Raw genomic sequence first — 16,887 nt, 5'->3', positions numbered from 1 at the left:
GCGGTTACATGTACGGCGAAAAAATCTGCTGCCACGGCAGATACCAGATATTCGCCAGCACCATCAGGATCATGGCGGTGAAGGTGGCCGCCATCCCGGTACGCCGCCAGCGGTTCTCGCGGTGTTTTAATCCGTAAGAGTGAAACAGCCGGCCGGCAATCAGAATAACCCCGCAGACATGGACCATCCACACCTGGGCGCCGTTTTGCTCCATCACCAGTAACAGCAGGAGTGCAACGGGGATATACTCAACCGCATTGCCCTGCACGCGAATCGCCGTCTGTAACTCGTAAAATCCGCCGTCACCATAAGCGACGCGGTAAAGTGTCCGCAGTTTAATCACATCGAGTGACAGTTTAATGATTAACAGCGCACCCAGTACAATATAAAGGGAACTAACCATTTTTTACTCCATGGCCAATTGAAACAGCAAAAGAATGATAAACCTCAAAGCAGCGGGTAACACAATCCTTAATATTAATGCATACTGAATTATTTGAAAATTATCAATTAGTGGCTAAATTCTCTGCGGCAGATGTGCTGTTTGCACTTATCTCATCAGGAATTTTCCACTATAATGATCGCCTTTTTGACATTTCTTCATAAAGAACCATGCCAAAATTTTGCAGAAACGCACAATAGCGGACAAAAGGATATCGTATGCGTACTAATTATTGTGGGCAGCTCAACAGTGCTCACATCGATCAAAAAGTAACCCTTAGTGGTTGGGTAAACCGTCGTCGTGATCTCGGGGGTTTGATTTTTATCGATATGCGTGACCGTGAAGGCATCGTTCAGGTTTTCTTCGATCCCGACCAAAAAGAAGCATTTGCCAAAGCCTCTGAATTACGGAATGAATTCTGTATTCAGATTACCGGAACTGTCCGCGCGCGACCTGAAAATCAAATTAATAAAGAGATGGCGACCGGCAGTGTGGAAGTGCATGCAGATGGCCTGACCATTTTTAACCGCTCCGAGCCGTTACCGCTCGACAGCAACCACGAAAACACCGAAGAGATGCGTCTGAAATACCGCTATCTCGACCTGCGCCGCAGCGAAATGGCGAACCGCCTGAAAACCCGCGCACGCATCACCGGGTTTGTCCGCCGCTTTATGGATACCGAAGGGTTCCTCGATATCGAAACCCCGATGCTGACCAAAGCCACACCGGAAGGTGCCCGTGACTACCTGGTGCCGAGCCGTGTCCACAAAGGCAAATTCTACGCACTGCCGCAGTCTCCGCAGCTGTTCAAACAGCTTCTGATGATGTCCGGTTTTGACCGTTACTATCAGATTGTCAAATGTTTCCGTGATGAAGATTTACGTGCTGACCGTCAGCCGGAATTCACTCAGATCGATGTGGAAACCTCTTTCATGACTGCGGACCAGGTCCGTGCGACCATGGAGCGTATGATCCGCTCACTGTGGAATGAAATCATCAATGTTGAACTGGGTGATTTCCCGGTGATGACATTTGCGGAAGCAATGCGCCGCTTCGGTTCTGATAAACCGGATTTACGTAACCCGCTGGAACTGACAGATATCGCCGACCTGGTGAAAGATTCTGAGTTCTCTGTATTTGCTGATGCGGCAAATGATCCGAAAGGCCGTGTTGTGGCACTGTGTGTCACCGGCGGCGCGGAAATGACCCGTAAACAGATTGATGAATACGGCAAATTTGTCGGCATCTACGGCGCGAAAGGCCTGGCATGGATGAAAGTGAACGACCGCTCTGCCGGTATTGAGGGTGTTCAGTCTCCTGTCGCCAAATTCCTGACCGCAGAAACCGTTGAAGCCATTCTGGAGCGCACTGACGCACAGACCGGCGACATTATTTTCTTCGGCGCGGGCGCGAAAGGCACCGTAACCGATGCAATGGGCGCGCTGCGTCTGAAAACCGGCCGTGACCTGAACCTGACCGACCTGAACAGCTGGCGTCCGCTGTGGGTGATCGACTTCCCGATGTTTGAAGACGACGGTGAAGGCGGTCTGACCGCGATGCACCATCCGTTCACCTCGCCGCGTGATATGTCACCGGAAGAGCTGAAAAACGCGCCGGAAGACGCGATCGCCAATGCCTACGATATGGTTATCAACGGCTACGAAGTGGGCGGCGGCTCTGTCCGTATCCACCGTAACGAAATGCAGCAGACGGTATTCTGCATCCTCGGGATCACCCCGGAAGAACAGCGCCGCAAATTCGGCTTCCTGCTCGATGCGTTACAATACGGCACACCACCTCATGCGGGTCTGGCCTTTGGTCTTGACCGTCTGGTGATGCTGCTGACCGGTACCGAAAACATCCGTGACGTTATCGCGTTCCCGAAAACCACGGCTGCCGCCTGTCTGATGACAGATGCACCGAGCTTCGCGAATGACGATGCTCTGAAAGAGCTGGCGATTGCAGTAACTCAGAAAGAGAGTGACTGAATCTGATGGCTTTTAAACGCCCTGAATCTGTGCTGGTGGTTATCTGTGAGCAGGAAACGGGGCGTGTTCTGATGTTACAGCGCCGTGACGATCCTGCTTTCTGGCAGTCCGTCACCGGCAGTCTGGAACCGGGAGAAACTCCCCGCGATGCCGCATTGCGGGAAGTAAAAGAAGAAACCGGTATTGATATCCTTGCGGAGGGACTGCGGCTGACGGATTGTCAGCGCACCGTCCGCTATACCATTTTTCCGCATTTCCGTCACCGGTATGCACCGGACGTGACGCACAATACGGAACACTGGTTTGTGTTATGCTTACCCGCGCTGAAAGCGGTTCCCTTAACGGAGCATCTGGCGTATGAGTGGTTACCGGCAGCGGATGCCGCCGCGAAAACTATCTCACCCAGTAACGGGGAAGCAATTGAAGAATTCGTTCGTCAGTGTGTTCTTCCGCAGTGACAGCGGATTTAAATGAATGAACGTCGTAAGACTTAATCTGGAGATTAGAGAATGGCAGGTCATAGTAAATGGGCCAACACCAAACACCGCAAGGCCGCGCAAGATGCGAAGCGCGGTAAAATTTTCACGAAAATCATTCGTGAATTAGTCACGGCGTCGCGCATTGGTGGTCCTGATCCTGCATCTAACCCACGTCTGCGTGCGGCAGTGGATAAAGCGTTAGCAAACAACATGACCCGCGATACCCTGAACCGTGCGATTGCACGCGGGGCGGGTAATGATGAAAACGATAACATGGAATCCATCGTATACGAAGGTTACGGCCCGGGCGGTACTGCTGTGATGGTTGAGTGCCTGACGGATAACCGTAAACGTACGGTTTCGGATGTGCGCCACGCGTTCACCAAAACCGGCGGTAATCTGGGAACCGATGGCTCCGTCGCTTATCTGTTTACCCGCAAAGGTATCATTTCCTATGCACCGGGTCTGGATGAGGATGCGGTGATGGATGCGGCGCTCGAAGCCGGTGCTGAAGACGTTGAAACCTTTGACGACGGCGCTATCGACGTTTACACCGCCTGGGAAATTCTGGGTGATGTCAAAGACGCGATGGATGCAGCCGGTTTCAAAGCTGAATCTGCCGAAGTATCGATGATCCCGTCCACCAAAGCGGATCTGGATGCGGAAACCGCACCAAAACTGATGCGCCTTATCGATATGCTGGAAGACTCTGACGATGTGCAGGAAGTCTACCACAACGGCGATATCTCAGACGAAGTTGCAGCACTGCTGTAATTTCCGTCACTCACTCCGCAGAGGATGCGCCACTGTGCGCATCCCTCTGTTTTCTTGCTTTTTTCCTGTTGTGACAATACGGTCCTCCTATGGCAATTATTCTCGGTATTGACCCCGGCTCGCGGGTGACCGGTTATGGTGTTATCCGCCAGCAGGGACGGCGTCTGCTGTATATCGGCAGCGGCTGTATCCGCACACAGGTGGATGATCTTCCGTCCCGTCTGGGCAAAATTTACGCCGGTGTCAGTGAAATCATCACCCAGTATCAGCCGGATTGTTTTGCTATCGAACAGGTCTTTATGGCCAAAAATGCTGATTCCGCCCTGAAGCTGGGACAGGCCCGTGGTGTGGCTATTCTGGCGGCGGTGAATAATAATCTGCCGGTATTTGAATATGCGGCGCGCCAGGTGAAACAAACGGTCACCGGTACCGGGGCGGCGGAAAAAGCCCAGGTACAGCATATGGTGCGCTCAATACTGAAACTGTCAGCGGCACCGCAGGCAGATGCGGCAGATGCACTGGCGATTGCTATTACTCACTGTCACTTTAACCAGAACCTGGTGCAGATGGGGCAGCCGCGTCTGGTGATGGCACGCGGACGGCTGAAAGAGTAACCGGTGTCGCAGATACCCGTGATTTTCTGATGGCTGGATATACGTCCAGCTTTTTTTATGCTATAAACAGGCTCTGCCGCAATCATAAAGGAGACGCGCGTGATCGGTCGCTTAAGAGGTATTGTGCTGGAAAAACAGCCGCCTGTCGTATTACTGGAAACCAATGGTGTGGGCTATGAAGTCCATATGCCGATGACCTGTTTCTATGAACTGCCGGATGCCGGTCAGGAAGCCATTCTGTTCACCCAGTTTATTGTGCGGGAAGATGCACAGTTACTGTACGGCTTTAATGATAAGCAGGAACGCGCGCTGTTCCGTGAATTAATCAAAGTGAATGGCGTCGGGCCGAAACTGGCACTGGCGATCCTCTCAGGTATGTCTGCGCAGCAGTTTGTGGCGGCGATTGAGCAGGGGGCTGTGGCACAGTTAATTAAATTGCCGGGTGTGGGCAAGAAAACTGCCGAACGTCTGGTCGTGGAAATGAAAGACCGCTTCAAAGGGCTTAACGGTGACCTGTTCCGTGATGCGGAAATGTCGCTTCCGGCCAGTCAGCAGGCGGGTAACAGCCAGGCAGATGCGGAATCTGAAGCCATTGAGGCACTGATTTCCCTCGGCTATAAACCGCAGGAAGCCAGCCGCATGATAGCGAAAGTCTCAAAAGCCGGTTCAGACAGCGAAACACTGATCCGCGAAGCACTGCGCGCCGCGCTGTAATAATAAAAACGATGATGACACAACGGGGTGACAGGTCATGATTGAAGCTGACAGACTGATTACGGCGGAAACGCTGCCGGATGATGAGGTGGTGGATCGCGCTATCCGGCCGAAATTACTGGCGGAGTATGTGGGTCAGCCGCAGGTCTGTTCACAGATGGAAATCTTTATCGAGGCTGCCCGTCAGCGCGGGGATGCCCTCGATCATCTGCTGATTTTCGGCCCGCCGGGGCTCGGGAAAACCACACTGGCGAATATTGTCGCCAATGAAATGGGCGTTAATCTGCGCACCACCTCCGGACCGGTACTGGAAAAAGCCGGTGATCTGGCGGCCATGCTGACCAACCTCGAACCCCACGATGTGTTGTTTATCGATGAAATCCACCGCCTCTCTCCGGTGGTGGAAGAAATTCTCTATCCGGCGATGGAAGATTACCAGCTGGATATCATGATCGGGGAAGGGCCTGCTGCCCGTTCCATTAAAATCGACCTGCCGCCGTTTACTCTGATCGGTGCCACCACCCGTGCAGGCTCTCTGACATCACCGCTGCGGGACCGTTTCGGGATCGTGCAGCGGCTGGAATTTTATAATACTGATGATTTGCAGCATATTGTCAGCCGCAGTGCACGTTATATGGGGCTGGATATCTCGGATGATGGTGCCCGTCAGATTGCCATGCGCTCACGCGGCACGCCGCGTATCACCAACCGTCTGCTGCGCCGGGTGCGGGATTTTGCCCAGGTGAAAGGTGACGGCGGTATTGACGGGCTGATTGCCGGTCAGGCTCTGGATATGCTGAATGTGGATTCTGCCGGGTTTGATTACCTGGATCGCAAGTTGCTGGTCACCATTATTGATAAATTTATGGGCGGCCCGGTCGGGCTGGATAACCTGGCGGCGGCCATCGGTGAAGAGCGGGAAACCATTGAGGATGTCATCGAACCTTTCTTAATCCAGCAGGGCTTTATTCAGCGGACACCGCGCGGACGCCTTGCCACCGCACATGCCTATCGTCACTTTGGTATTGATCACAGTAGAAACGATTAAGAACCCGGCCGTCAAACCTTAGGGTAAACATAATATGTTTACCATTTTGCCCATGTGATAATTAAATGGCTTTTTTGGGGATTATTCCGGGAGGATATCTCTGTAATTGGTTGTTTTTCGACATTTAAAAATTGGCATGCATCGTCTGAACCCTGTAATGTAAAAAGGAGGATTTCGTTAAAGGGAAAAGGAACTGACTATGCGTGTTCATTTTATCATTCATGACTATTTTGAAGCACCGGGCGCTTACGAGTATTGGGCAAGGAAGAATAATTACGATGTCACGTTCACCCGTCTGTATGAAGGTGACAAGTTACCTGACAGCATCAGCGGAATTGATTTTTTGATTATCATGGGCGGGCCGCAAAACCCGGAAACCACCACTGCGCAATGCTCTTATTTTGATTCCAAAAAAGAGCAGGCGTTTATCGCCAATGCTATCAATTCAAATAAAGTTGTCATCGGGGTCTGCCTCGGGGCACAGCTTATCGGCGAAGCATTAGGCGCGCCGTATACACAAAGTCCGGAAAAAGAGTTCGGCAAATTTACCATCCATATGACCAACGCCGGAAAACGCAGCCAGCTGTTTTCTCATTTCGGCGATTCGCTGGGGGTGGGCCACTGGCATTATGATATGCCGGGATTAACCGAAGGCGCGCAGATTATCGCTTTCAGTGCCGGTTGTCCGCGTCAGATTATTGAATACACCAAACGCGTTTACGGCTTCCAGTGTCATATGGAACTGACCCGTGATGTGGTGGAGTATCTGATCCTCAACGGCGAAAATGATCTGAAATCTGCCGCCGGATTCCGTTTTGTTGATACACCAAGCGCTATCCGCAGACACAGCTACAGTGAAATGAATGAAAAACTAATCACATTTCTCGATAAGCTGGTGCTGAGTGTGAATCCGGTGAAACCGAAAGTGCGGACAAAATCAGAAACAGCGTAATAACACAGTTTAGCTGAAAGTAAAAAGCCCTGAAAGAACAGGGCTTTTTGCTGTACAGACAATTAATTATGTGGTTTCACCAGCAGGCTGAGAATAAAGCAGCAGGCGGCACACAGTACAACAGACGGTCCCGCCGGGGTGTCATAAAAGGCGGAAAAGGCTAATCCGCCGGTGATGGATATCATCCCGGTGACAACTGCACCCGCAGCCATCTGCTCCGGTGTCCGCGCAAAACGGCGGGCGGCGGCGGCAGGAATAATCAGCAGAGAGGTGATAATCAGCGCCCCGACAAATTTCATGGCAAGGCCGATGGTCAGTGCGGTGACCAGCATCAGCATCATCCGCAGTCTGCCCGGATTGATACCGTCAACAAACGCCAGTTCCGGGCTGATAGTCAGAGAAAGCAGATTGCGCCACTGCCACATCAGCAAACCGGTCACGATAGTCACACCCACGGCAATCGGCAGCAAATCTTCATAGGTCACTGAGAGAAGGTCACCGAACAGATACGCCATCAGATCCACCCGCACATTCGACATCAGACTGACCACCACCAGACCGAGAGACAGCGCACTGTGCGCCATAATACCCAGCAGAGTATCCACCGCCAGTTGCGGACGGCGTTCCAGCCAGACCAGTAGCATGGCCAGAATCAGTGTCACGGCAATCACGGCATAAAAAGGGCTGACATTCAGCAGCAGGCCAAAGGCGACCCCGAGCAGCGAAGCGTGCGCCAGCGTATCTCCGAAATAGGACATCCGCCGCCAGACCACAAAGGAGCCGAGCGGACCGGCCGCGATCGCCAGTAAAATTCCGGCGAGCCAGCCCGGTAACAGTAATTCAATCATGGCGGCACTCCGGGGCGGATTTTACAGAGGCATCTGCCGGGGCGTGATTCCCGCAGCAGGGTGCCGAAGGGGATAACACTGCACTGCCGTTTTCATGGCTGTGATTATGATGATGACGGTACACGCCGATCTGTGTCGCGGCCCGGCTACCGAACATGGCGGTAAACTCCGGATGGGCGGCTACCACATCCGGCTCGCCGGAGCAGCAGATATGCCGGTTGATACACAGCACGGTATCGGTTTTTGCCATCACCAGATGCAGATCGTGAGAAACCATCAGCACCGCGCAGTTCAGTTCATCACGCAGCCGGGTGATCAGGTCATACAGCGCGACCTGGCCGTTGACATCCACACCCTGAGTCGGCTCATCCAGCACCAGCAGCTGCGGCCGGGCGAGCAGGGCACGGGCCAGCAGCACACGCTGCATTTCACCGCCGGACAGCCGTTGCATCGGTTTTCCGGTCAGATGCGCGGCATTGACCCGCTCAAGCGCCGCGAGACTCTCGCCCTTGCTGACACCGCGCTTCAGACGCAGAAAACGGGCCACCGTCAGCGGCATTGTCGGGTCGAGATAGAGTTTTTGCGGAACATAGCCGACAGTCAGACCCGGTGTGCGGGTGACGGTGCCGGACGTCGGTTCGGTAAGGCCGAGTACCACACGGACAATAGTGGATTTTCCCGCGCCGTTCGGCCCGAGAAGGGTGATGATTTTCCCGGGGGATAATGTAAATGAAATGTCCTCGAGTACCGTATTGGCACCAAAAGCGACAGAAACATCATTTACCGCGATAAGTGTTGACATGACAAATTATTATCTTGCAGAATGAATGAAACGTTATAATATAACATTATCGCAATCATGTCACGGAGTTTCCATTATGCAGCACCAGTCACGGCACGGAATAAAAACAGCGTTTATTGCCACATTTTTGAGTCTGGCCGCACAAACCGCCAGCGCAGATGTGTTAACATCAGTACGTCCTGTCGGGTTAATCGCCGCTGCGGTTGCAGATGGCGTCACGGACACACAGATTTTACTGCCGGATGGTGCTTCGCCGCATGATTATGCACTCAAACCGTCTGACCTGAAAAAAATCCGTTCAGCGGATTTGGTTGTCTGGGTCGGGCCGGAGCTGGAAACCTTCCTGCAAAAGCCGCTTTCAGCTGTTCCGGAGCAAAAACAGATCGTTATCAGCGAACTTGAGTCTGTTAAACCTTTTCTGCTGAAAAACGATGAAGATGACGACCATGATGAGGACGGGCATCACCACCACGGTGAGTACAATATGCACCTGTGGATGTCGCCGGATATTGCCCGGCAGACCGCTCAGGCAGTGTATAATAAACTCCTGGTGAGTTATCCGGATAAAAAATCTGTGTTGGACGTAAACCTGCGTAAATTCAATGGACAACTTACTGAAACTGAGAAGAATATTGCTCAGCAGCTGGCACCGGTGAAAACACACGGGTATTTTGTTTTTCATGACGCCTATGGTTATTTTGAAAAACGTTTTGACCTTTCACCTTCCGGGCATTTTACGGTCAACCCTGAAATTCAGCCGGGTGCGCAGACACTCAATAACATCAAATTAAAGCTGGCTGAGCAAAACGCCTTGTGTGTGTTTGCTGAGCCGCAGTTCAGGCCGGCAGTCATTAAAGCGGTGGCCAAAGGGACGAACGCGAAGATGGGCGTCCTTGACCCGCTGGGCAGCGGAATTGCAGTGGATCGGGACGGTTATACCAACTTCCTGTCACGGTTATCAGCACAGTACGCATCCTGCCTGGAGCAATAAATAAGGAACAGAACGCGTGCAATTGCAGCAACTGGCAAAATCCGCCGTTCTGGTATACAACCAGTTACCCAAAGCGCATCGCATGATGCTGGGGATGTTAACTGCCGCAACACTGGGTGTCGCTGTCTGGCACCCGTTTGCTGTATATCATGAGCGGAATGCTGATAACGAACAATATATTGAAACTGATTTTGCGCCACCTGCTGACACCTCCGGCACGCAGGCAGGAACCGGCACGGACACTGATACCGATACTGACGATATTATCACCGACAGCAGTGATCAGCTGCCGGATGAAGGACTTGCCAAAGAGTCTGATGATATCGACGAAGCCTCCCCGACTGACACCGTTATCCCGACATCACTTGAATACACTGTTGCCAGCGGCGACAGCCTGTCTGCCATTCTGACACAGTACGGGATAGATTCCTCTGATGTGGCTTTATTATCCAATCAGTACAAAGGGTTGCGTAACCTGCAAATCGGCCAGACCCTCGCCTGGGAGCTGAATGACGACGGCGAACTGAAATCCCTGAGCTGGGCGGTGAACCGCCGTGAAACCCGTACCTATGTCCGCAGCGGCAACGGATTCAAAGAAACCAAAGAGATGCGCGAAGGTGAATGGCAGACTAAACGCCTGACCGGCAAAGTCAGCGGCAGCCTGAATGCCAGTGCATCAAAAGCGGGACTGACCCGCAGCGAAGTGCGTGATATTTCCAAAGCATTACAATGGCAGGTGGATGTCCGTAAAGTGAAAAACGGCGATCGCTTCACTGTACTGACTTCCCGTGAAATGCTGGACGGCAAACAGGAACAGAGCCAGATGCTGGCTGTACGTCTGCATACTAACGGACGTGATTATTATGCATTCCGCGCCGAAGACGGCCGTTTTTATGATGCCAAAGGCGACGGGCTGGAGCGCGGCTTCCTGCGTTTCCCGACCGCCAGACAATTCCGTGTTTCCTCACACTTTAACCCGCGCCGTGTAAACCCGGTCACCGGGCGTGTTGCCCCGCATAAAGGGGTCGATTTCGCGATGCCGGTCGGCACACCGGTACTGGCAGTCGGTGACGGGGAAGTGGTTGTGGCTAAATTCAGTGGTGCGGCGGGTAATTTCGTGGCTATCCGTCACGGTCGTCAGTTCACCACCCGTTATATGCACATGCGCAAACTGCTGGTCAAACCGGGCCAGAAAGTCAAACGCGGTGATAAAGTCGGGTTATCCGGTAATACCGGGCGCTCAACCGGTCCGCATCTGCACTTTGAAGTCTGGAACGGACAACAGGCTGTGAACCCGCTGACAGCAAAACTGCCGCGTTCCGGCGGGCTGACCGGCAAAGACCGCACCGGCTATCTGGCACTGGTCAAACAATACCGGCCACAGCTGACACTTGATTAATCCTCTCATTCCGGCAGCGGGTGCACAGACACCCGCCTGCCGCATTCTCAGCGTACAGAATTTTAATGTACTTCTGATTTCAGATAATCAATAATAATAGATCACGGTATTTATAATATCATGATAAATAAGCTTAATTTAATACGGGTATCCCTCTGTGTATAAAGAAAACGATACAGACAGCAAAGCGGGCTATATCCCGACATTTCACCGCCATTACCTGCACCCGAAATACTGGGGCATGTGGGTTGCGGCAGGCGCACTGGCCGGTCTGAGCTACCTGCCGGTTAAATTACGTGACCCGATGCTGGCCGGTGTGGGCCGGATTGCCGGGCGTTTTGCCAAAGGCGGACGCCGCCGGGCACTGATCAATCTGTATTATTGTTTCCCGGACATGCCGAAAGCGGAGCGGGAAAGGATCACAGATGAGATGTTTGCCAGTGCACCACACGCCTTTGTGATGCTGGCGGAGTTGTGTCTGCGCAATCCGCAGCGGGTGATTTCCCGCACGCAGGTTCACGGGCAGGACATTATTGACGCGTTACATGCAGAAGGGCGCAATATCATCTTTATGGTGCCGCACGGCTGGGCGATCGATTTACCGGCTATGTTGTTTGCCGCGCAGGGAAATAAAGTGGCGGGTATGTTCCATCACCAGAAAAACCCGGTGGCGGATTACCTGTGGAATAAAGCCCGGGTTCACTTCGGTGGCCGCCTGCATTCCCGCGAGGCCGGTATCAAACCGTTTATCGCCAGTGTGCGTAATGGCTTCAGCGGTTATTATCTGCCGGACCAGGATCACGGCGAAGAGCACAGTGAGTTTGTTCCGTTTTTCAGCACCTATAAAGCCACACTGCCTGCTATCGGGCGGCTGATGAAAGTGTGCAAAGCGGCGATTGTCCCGCTGTTTCCGGTGTACGATCATAAAAATCACCAGTTCCATATCCACGTCCGCCCGCCGATGGATGATATTGACGGTCAGGACGACCCGTATATCGCCCGTCGCATGAACGAAGAAGTGGAAGCCCTGGTGCGCCCGAATATCGAACAATACACCTGGATCCTGAAACTGCTGAAAACCCGCAAAGACGGTGAAGAAGAGCCGTATAAAATCTATAAACACAAAGAATTGCCCTGAGACGGGGCATAAAAAAAACCGCCCGTCATCCGACAGGCGGTTTCATTTTTATCTGAAGAAAATCACTTCACTTCAAGAATACGGCTGGTATTGGTGCTGCCGACCAGGCCCATCTGGTCGCCCTGGGTGACCATGACCAGGTCGCCGGTGCACAGATAGCCTTTTTCTTTCAGGCGGCTGATAGCTTCGGTGACTGCTGCCAGGCCATCGGTGTGGGTGCTGCAGAATACCGGGGTGACACCACGGTACAGTGAGCACTGATTCAGAGTTTTTTCATGGCGGGACATGGCGAAAATCGGCAGGCCGGAGCTGATGCGGGACATCATACGCGCGGTACGGCCGGATTCGGTCATGGCAATAATCGCTTTCACGCCGTTGAGGTGGTTGGCCGCGTACATGGTGGACATCGCAATTGCTTCTTCCGGATTGTCGAAGGTCATATCCAGGCGGTGTTTGGAGATATTCACATTCGGCATTTTCTCTGCGCCCAGGCAAACCCGCGCCATTGCTTCCACGGTTTCCGCCGGATACTGGCCAGCAGCGGTTTCTGCAGAGAGCATTACTGCATCGGTACCATCAAGTACGGCGTTTGCCACGTCCATCACTTCCGCACGGGTCGGCATCGGGTTAGTGATCATGGATTCCATCATCTGGGTTGCTGTGATCACGACACGATTCAGTTGACGGCTGCGACGAATCAATTTTTTCTGGACGCCGACCAGCTCCGGATCGCCGATTTCCACACCGAGGTCACCACGGGCGACCATCACCACATCGGATGCGAGAATGATTTCATCCATCACCTGATCGGTGGCGACCGCTTCGGCGCGTTCGACTTTGGAGACAATCATTGCCTCACAACCGGCATCACGGGCGAGACGGCGGGCGTAGTGCAGATCTTCCGCACTGCGCGGGAAGGAGACAGCAAGGTAATCAACATTAATACGGGCTGCGGTTTTGATATCTTCTTTATCTTTTTCTGTCAGCGCATCGGCAGATAACCCGCCGCCGAGTTTGTTGATACCTTTATTATTGGAAAGCAAACCACCGACGGTCACTTCGGTCATGATTTTAGTGCCTTTGACATCCAGCACTTTCAGCTGCACACGGCCATCGTCGAGTAACAGAATGTCATCTGTCACCACATCTTCCGGCAGCTTTTTATAGTCGATCCCGACGTGCTCACTGGTACCTTCGCCTTTGCCCAGCTCTGCATCCAGAATAAATTTATCGCCGACATTCAGCAGAACTTTATTGTCTTTAAAGGTGGACACCCGGATTTTCGGCCCCTGGAGATCACCCAGGATAGCCACCTGTACGCCGAGGCGGGCAGCGATTTCACGGACTTTATTCGCACGTTCAACGTGATCGTCCGGGCTGCCGTGAGAAAAGTTCATACGAACCACATTGGCACCGGCACGGATGATTTTTTCAAGATTGTTATCGCGATCGGTGGCGGGGCCCAGGGTCGTTACGATTTTCGTTCTTCTGAGGCGTATTGACATAAATTACTCCGTTGACCTGAATAAGGTGAAATGGTGTTGATAAAAACTCCCCGCCGGGAAAATCGCTCCCGGCAGGAAAGTGTAAAATCGATTCACTCCTGTCTGATTATCGCGTATTTAAAATAAAAATCGAGTCAGCAAACGCAAAACAGTGAGTCAGACGTTATCCTACCATCCGTTATATTACTAATTCGTGATGGTCATTACACCCGGCAGCAGGAAATGTGTCAAATTGACACAAATGGTTAAAAATCAACGGAGTTTATCTATTCGGGAGTCTTTCAGGGCTTCTTTGACCCGGCGCAGGTTATCGCGGAATTTGGGGCCGCGGCGCAGGGTAAAACCGGTGGCGAGGACATCAATAATCGTCAGCTGTGCCAGACGGGAGATCATCGGCATATAAATATCAGTGTCTTCCGGTACATTAAGAATGATGGTGAGAGAGGCTTCCGCCGCGAGCGGCGAGTTCTCGGAGGTGATGGCGAGCACGGTAGCGTCATTTTCACGGGCGATACGGGCGATTTCAACCAGGTTTTTTGTCCGGCCGGTGTGGGAAATTAAAACCACCACATCACCTTCGGTGCTGTTGATACAACTCATGCGCTGCATCACCACATCGTCGGAATAAATCACCGGGATATTGAAACGGAAGAATTTATTCATCGCGTCATGGGCGACCGCCGCAGATGCACCCAGGCCGAAAAAGGCGATTTTCCGGGCTTGTGTCAGGCAATCCACGGCGCGGTTGATGGTCAGCATATCGAGGGTGCTTCTGACTGCATCCAGACCAGCCATGGCGGACTCAAAGATTTTGCCGGTGTATGCCTCAACGGAATCATTTTCATCCACATTGCGGCTGACATACGGAGTGCCGTTTGCCAGGCTTTGCGCCAGCAGCAGTTTGAAATCTGGAAAACCTTTGGTGTCCAGACGGCGGCAGAACCGGTTAACGGTTGGTTCGCTGACATCCGCCATTTTGGCGAGTGTGGCGATACTGGAATGAATAGCTATTTGTGGTGCACCGAGGATCGTCTCTGCAACTTTTTTTTCCGATTTACTCAGGTAATCCAGACTGTTACGGAGACGGTCTAAAATATTCATGCCACTGTGCCTTTTATATTGATCTGTGTGACACACCGGCCACCCTCATTTTTTGAAAATATACTACGTAAGCCCGGGCAAAGGAGAGGGGAAATCCCCCCGGATCCGGCTTTTTTTTGAAAGTTTGAGCTGTGTCTGATTTTCATTTTAGTAAGTTTGCATCAAAAAAGTAATTAAATTACAAAACTGCACACAGAAAGACCGGCGACAGAGACCTGTCAGAATGTGCGGTAACCCGCATTTATGTTTACTGGTCAGGCGCAAACGAGTACATTATTCGTTATCTCTGTAACAAAATTACAATTCCACAGCCACGAGGAGAGGTTTTCTATGGCGCTGACAGCAACGGTTCCCGCCTGTGATTTAGTCATTTTCGGTACCAAAGGCGACCTCGCACGCCGCAAGTTACTCCCGTCTTTATATCAGCTGGAAAAAGCCGGTAATATTCATCCGGAAACGCGGATTATCGGGGCAGGCCGTGCGGACTGGTCCCGTGAGGAGTATCAGAAATTTGTTGAGGATGCGTTCAATACCTTCCTCAACGAGCAACTGGATCCGGTGCTCTGGGAACGATTCAGTGCCCGTCTGCTGTTTTGTAATCTCGATGTGAATGAGACATCTCATTTCAAAAGCCTCGCCAATATTATTGCGGAAAACAAAAATACTGCTGTTTACTATTTCGCGATGCCGCCGGGCACGTTCAGCGCCATGTGCAAAGGGCTGGGTGAAGCGCATCTGAATAAAGAACCGAGCCGTGTGGTGATGGAAAAACCACTGGGTAATGATCTGGCCTCATCACAGGCGATCAATACCGAAGTAGCGAAATATTTTAAAGAGAGCCAGATTTACCGCATCGACCATTATCTCGGCAAAGAAACGGTACTGAACCTGCTGGCGCTGCGTTTTGCCAATTCCCTGTTTGTGAATAACTGGGATAACCGTACCATCGACCACGTCCAGATCACGGTGGCGGAAGAAGTGGGGATTGAAGGGCGCTGGGGTTACTTTGATAAAGCCGGGCAGATGCGTGACATGGTGCAGAGCCATCTGCTGCAAATTCTGACTATGATTGCCATGTCACCGCCGGATGACCTGACCAGTGACCGTATCCGTGATGAGAAAGTGAAGGTGCTGCGCTCACTGCGGACCATTGATATCACGAATGTCCGTGAAAAAACCGTACGCGGGCAATATACCGCCGGGTTTGTTCACGGCGAAAAAGTACCGGGTTATCTGGATGAAGAGGGCGCGAATACCGTCAGCCAGACCGAAACCTTTGTCGCTATCCGCGCGGATATCGACGACTGGCGCTGGTCCGGTGTGCCGTTCTATCTGCGTACCGGAAAACGGATGCCGTCAAAATGTTCGGAAGTGGTGGTCTATTTCAAACAGCCGTCCCTGAATATTTTCAATGAAACCTATCAGCATCTGCCGCCGAATAAACTGACTATCCGTCTGCAGCCGGACGAAGGTATTGATATTGAAGTGCTGAACAAAGCACCGGGGCTGGATCATAAACACCGTCTGCAAACCACCAAGCTGGATCTGAGTTTCTCGGAAACGTTCAACCAGACACATATTGCGGATGCGTATGAACGTCTGCTGCTGGAAGCTATGCGCGGTATTCAGGCACTGTTTGTCCGCCGTGATGAAGTGGAGGAAGCCTGGAAGTGGGTGGATTCTATTATGCACGCCTGGGCAATGGATAATGAACCGCCGAAACCGTATCAGGCAGGCAGCTGGGGGCCGATAGCTTCTATCGCCATGATGGCCCGTGACGGTCATGCCTGGAACGAAGTGGAATAATTATCCATCTGCGGTATCAGTAAAGGTAGTTAACCGGTTCAATATTTGCGTAATTATGACCATCTTCTGAATAAGAAGGTGGTCATTTTTTATAACTGTCTAAAAAATAAAATTATTTACTGAAAAATAATTCAGCGCACCATTGCTGAACTGCGTTACTTGTGCTAAAAATAATATGAATATTAATAACCGGAGGATTCTTTCATTGTTGTCACCCTGTCCGGGGACAGACAAAAGAATAAGACATCATGCAAAGCGACAGTAGTAGCAGGATTAAAATCCGACG

The 16,887-nt window shown here is 52.0% G+C and carries 16 protein-coding genes; 11 read left to right on the top strand and 5 right to left on the bottom strand.

The features are described from left to right. Positions 1-4 precede the first annotated feature (4 nt). Positions 5-403, bottom strand: a complete 399-nt coding sequence (locus tag X965_RS07260; protein ID WP_004239452.1) for an MAPEG family protein — start codon at positions 401-403, stop codon at positions 5-7. Between the two features lie 257 nt (positions 404-660). On the opposite strand from X965_RS07260, the gene aspS reads away from it, so the two are divergent. The 7 genes from aspS (at position 661) to X965_RS07225 (ending at position 7,011) form a co-directional block, all read left to right on the top strand. Beyond that, entirely contained in the window at positions 661-2,430 is a 1,770-nt protein-coding gene (gene aspS / locus X965_RS07255; RefSeq protein ID WP_036417573.1) for an aspartate--tRNA ligase, read from the top strand. A gap of 5 nt (positions 2,431-2,435) precedes the next feature. Then, positions 2,436-2,888, top strand: a complete 453-nt coding sequence (gene nudB / locus X965_RS07250) for a dihydroneopterin triphosphate diphosphatase (protein WP_004237296.1) — start codon at positions 2,436-2,438, stop codon at positions 2,886-2,888. 51 nt (positions 2,889-2,939) lie between these two features. Continuing rightward, complete coding sequence (locus X965_RS07245; protein WP_004237295.1) at positions 2,940-3,683, top strand: YebC/PmpR family DNA-binding transcriptional regulator; 744 nt, start codon at positions 2,940-2,942, stop codon at positions 3,681-3,683. Positions 3,684-3,772: 89 nt separating this feature from the next. Then, a complete protein-coding gene (gene ruvC, locus X965_RS07240) occupies positions 3,773-4,297 on the top strand; it encodes a crossover junction endodeoxyribonuclease RuvC (protein WP_004237294.1) in 525 nt (174 codons plus the stop codon). A gap of 99 nt (positions 4,298-4,396) precedes the next feature. Further along, positions 4,397-5,011, top strand: a complete 615-nt coding sequence (gene ruvA / locus X965_RS07235; protein WP_004239448.1) for a Holliday junction branch migration protein RuvA — start codon at positions 4,397-4,399, stop codon at positions 5,009-5,011. A gap of 37 nt (positions 5,012-5,048) precedes the next feature. Further along, the gene (gene ruvB, locus X965_RS07230; RefSeq protein ID WP_036417571.1) at positions 5,049-6,059 is read left to right on the top strand and encodes a Holliday junction branch migration DNA helicase RuvB; all 1,011 of its coding nucleotides are present in this window, start codon (positions 5,049-5,051) and stop codon (positions 6,057-6,059) included. Between the two features lie 199 nt (positions 6,060-6,258). Then, the gene (locus X965_RS07225) at positions 6,259-7,011 is read left to right on the top strand and encodes a glutamine amidotransferase (RefSeq protein WP_036417569.1); all 753 of its coding nucleotides are present in this window, start codon (positions 6,259-6,261) and stop codon (positions 7,009-7,011) included. Positions 7,012-7,073: 62 nt separating this feature from the next. Here X965_RS07225 and znuB read toward each other — a convergent pair whose 3' ends face one another. Next, entirely contained in the window at positions 7,074-7,859 is a 786-nt protein-coding gene (gene znuB / locus X965_RS07220; RefSeq protein ID WP_036414719.1) for a zinc ABC transporter permease subunit ZnuB, read from the bottom strand. Further along, positions 7,852-8,661: a zinc ABC transporter ATP-binding protein ZnuC gene (gene znuC, locus X965_RS07215; protein WP_036417566.1), complete on the bottom strand. Its 810-nt coding sequence runs from the start codon at positions 8,659-8,661 to the stop codon at positions 7,852-7,854. The genes znuB and znuC overlap by 8 nt, the downstream gene beginning before the upstream one ends. Positions 8,662-8,737: 76 nt before the next feature. Here znuC and znuA point away from each other — a divergent pair, with 76 nt between their 5' ends. From znuA to lpxM, 3 genes are all read left to right on the top strand, one after another. Next, a complete protein-coding gene (znuA, locus tag X965_RS07210) occupies positions 8,738-9,652 on the top strand; it encodes a zinc ABC transporter substrate-binding protein ZnuA (protein WP_004239446.1) in 915 nt (304 codons plus the stop codon). 22 nt (positions 9,653-9,674) lie between these two features. After that, positions 9,675-11,051, top strand: a complete 1,377-nt coding sequence (gene mepM / locus X965_RS07205) for a murein DD-endopeptidase MepM (protein WP_032098299.1) — start codon at positions 9,675-9,677, stop codon at positions 11,049-11,051. Positions 11,052-11,208: 157 nt separating this feature from the next. Further along, positions 11,209-12,189 (top strand): lauroyl-Kdo(2)-lipid IV(A) myristoyltransferase, encoded by a 981-nt coding sequence (lpxM, locus tag X965_RS07200; protein ID WP_036417565.1) that lies wholly within the window; start codon positions 11,209-11,211, stop codon positions 12,187-12,189. 62 nt (positions 12,190-12,251) lie between these two features. Here lpxM and pyk read toward each other — a convergent pair whose 3' ends face one another. Next, positions 12,252-13,694 (bottom strand): pyruvate kinase, encoded by a 1,443-nt coding sequence (gene pyk, locus X965_RS07195; protein WP_004239443.1) that lies wholly within the window; start codon positions 13,692-13,694, stop codon positions 12,252-12,254. 252 nt (positions 13,695-13,946) lie between these two features. After that, positions 13,947-14,795: a MurR/RpiR family transcriptional regulator gene (locus X965_RS07190; RefSeq protein ID WP_004237479.1), complete on the bottom strand. Its 849-nt coding sequence runs from the start codon at positions 14,793-14,795 to the stop codon at positions 13,947-13,949. A gap of 330 nt (positions 14,796-15,125) precedes the next feature. Here X965_RS07190 and zwf point away from each other — a divergent pair, with 330 nt between their 5' ends. Next, on the top strand, positions 15,126-16,601 hold the full coding sequence (gene zwf, locus X965_RS07185) for a glucose-6-phosphate dehydrogenase (RefSeq protein ID WP_004237480.1): 1,476 nt from the start codon (positions 15,126-15,128) through the stop codon (positions 16,599-16,601). Positions 16,602-16,887 lie beyond the last annotated feature (286 nt).

The organism is Morganella sp. EGD-HP17 (assembly GCF_000512315.2).
In the GTDB taxonomy this organism is placed as follows: domain Bacteria; phylum Pseudomonadota; class Gammaproteobacteria; order Enterobacterales; family Enterobacteriaceae; genus Morganella; species Morganella morganii.
Note: the sequence above shows the minus strand (reverse complement) of the source record. Positions and strands in the feature narration are given on the sequence as shown.

Excerpts from the sequence above, each read along its gene's own strand:
- znuA (WP_004239446.1), top strand. The coding sequence starts at position 8,738 with ATGCAGCACCAGTCACGGCACGGAATAAAAACAGCGTTTATTGCCACA.
- znuB (WP_036414719.1), bottom strand. The coding sequence starts at position 7,859 with ATGATTGAATTACTGTTACCGGGCTGGCTCGCCGGAATTTTACTGGCG.
- aspS (WP_036417573.1), top strand. The coding sequence starts at position 661 with ATGCGTACTAATTATTGTGGGCAGCTCAACAGTGCTCACATCGATCAA.
- ruvB (WP_036417571.1), top strand. The coding sequence starts at position 5,049 with ATGATTGAAGCTGACAGACTGATTACGGCGGAAACGCTGCCGGATGAT.
- znuC (WP_036417566.1), bottom strand. The coding sequence starts at position 8,661 with ATGTCAACACTTATCGCGGTAAATGATGTTTCTGTCGCTTTTGGTGCC.
- X965_RS07190 (WP_004237479.1), bottom strand. The coding sequence starts at position 14,795 with ATGAATATTTTAGACCGTCTCCGTAACAGTCTGGATTACCTGAGTAAA.
- X965_RS07225 (WP_036417569.1), top strand. The coding sequence starts at position 6,259 with ATGCGTGTTCATTTTATCATTCATGACTATTTTGAAGCACCGGGCGCT.
- zwf (WP_004237480.1), top strand. The coding sequence starts at position 15,126 with ATGGCGCTGACAGCAACGGTTCCCGCCTGTGATTTAGTCATTTTCGGT.
- X965_RS07245 (WP_004237295.1), top strand. The coding sequence starts at position 2,940 with ATGGCAGGTCATAGTAAATGGGCCAACACCAAACACCGCAAGGCCGCG.
- ruvC (WP_004237294.1), top strand. The coding sequence starts at position 3,773 with ATGGCAATTATTCTCGGTATTGACCCCGGCTCGCGGGTGACCGGTTAT.
- X965_RS07260 (WP_004239452.1), bottom strand. The coding sequence starts at position 403 with ATGGTTAGTTCCCTTTATATTGTACTGGGTGCGCTGTTAATCATTAAA.
- pyk (WP_004239443.1), bottom strand. The coding sequence starts at position 13,694 with ATGTCAATACGCCTCAGAAGAACGAAAATCGTAACGACCCTGGGCCCC.
- nudB (WP_004237296.1), top strand. The coding sequence starts at position 2,436 with ATGGCTTTTAAACGCCCTGAATCTGTGCTGGTGGTTATCTGTGAGCAG.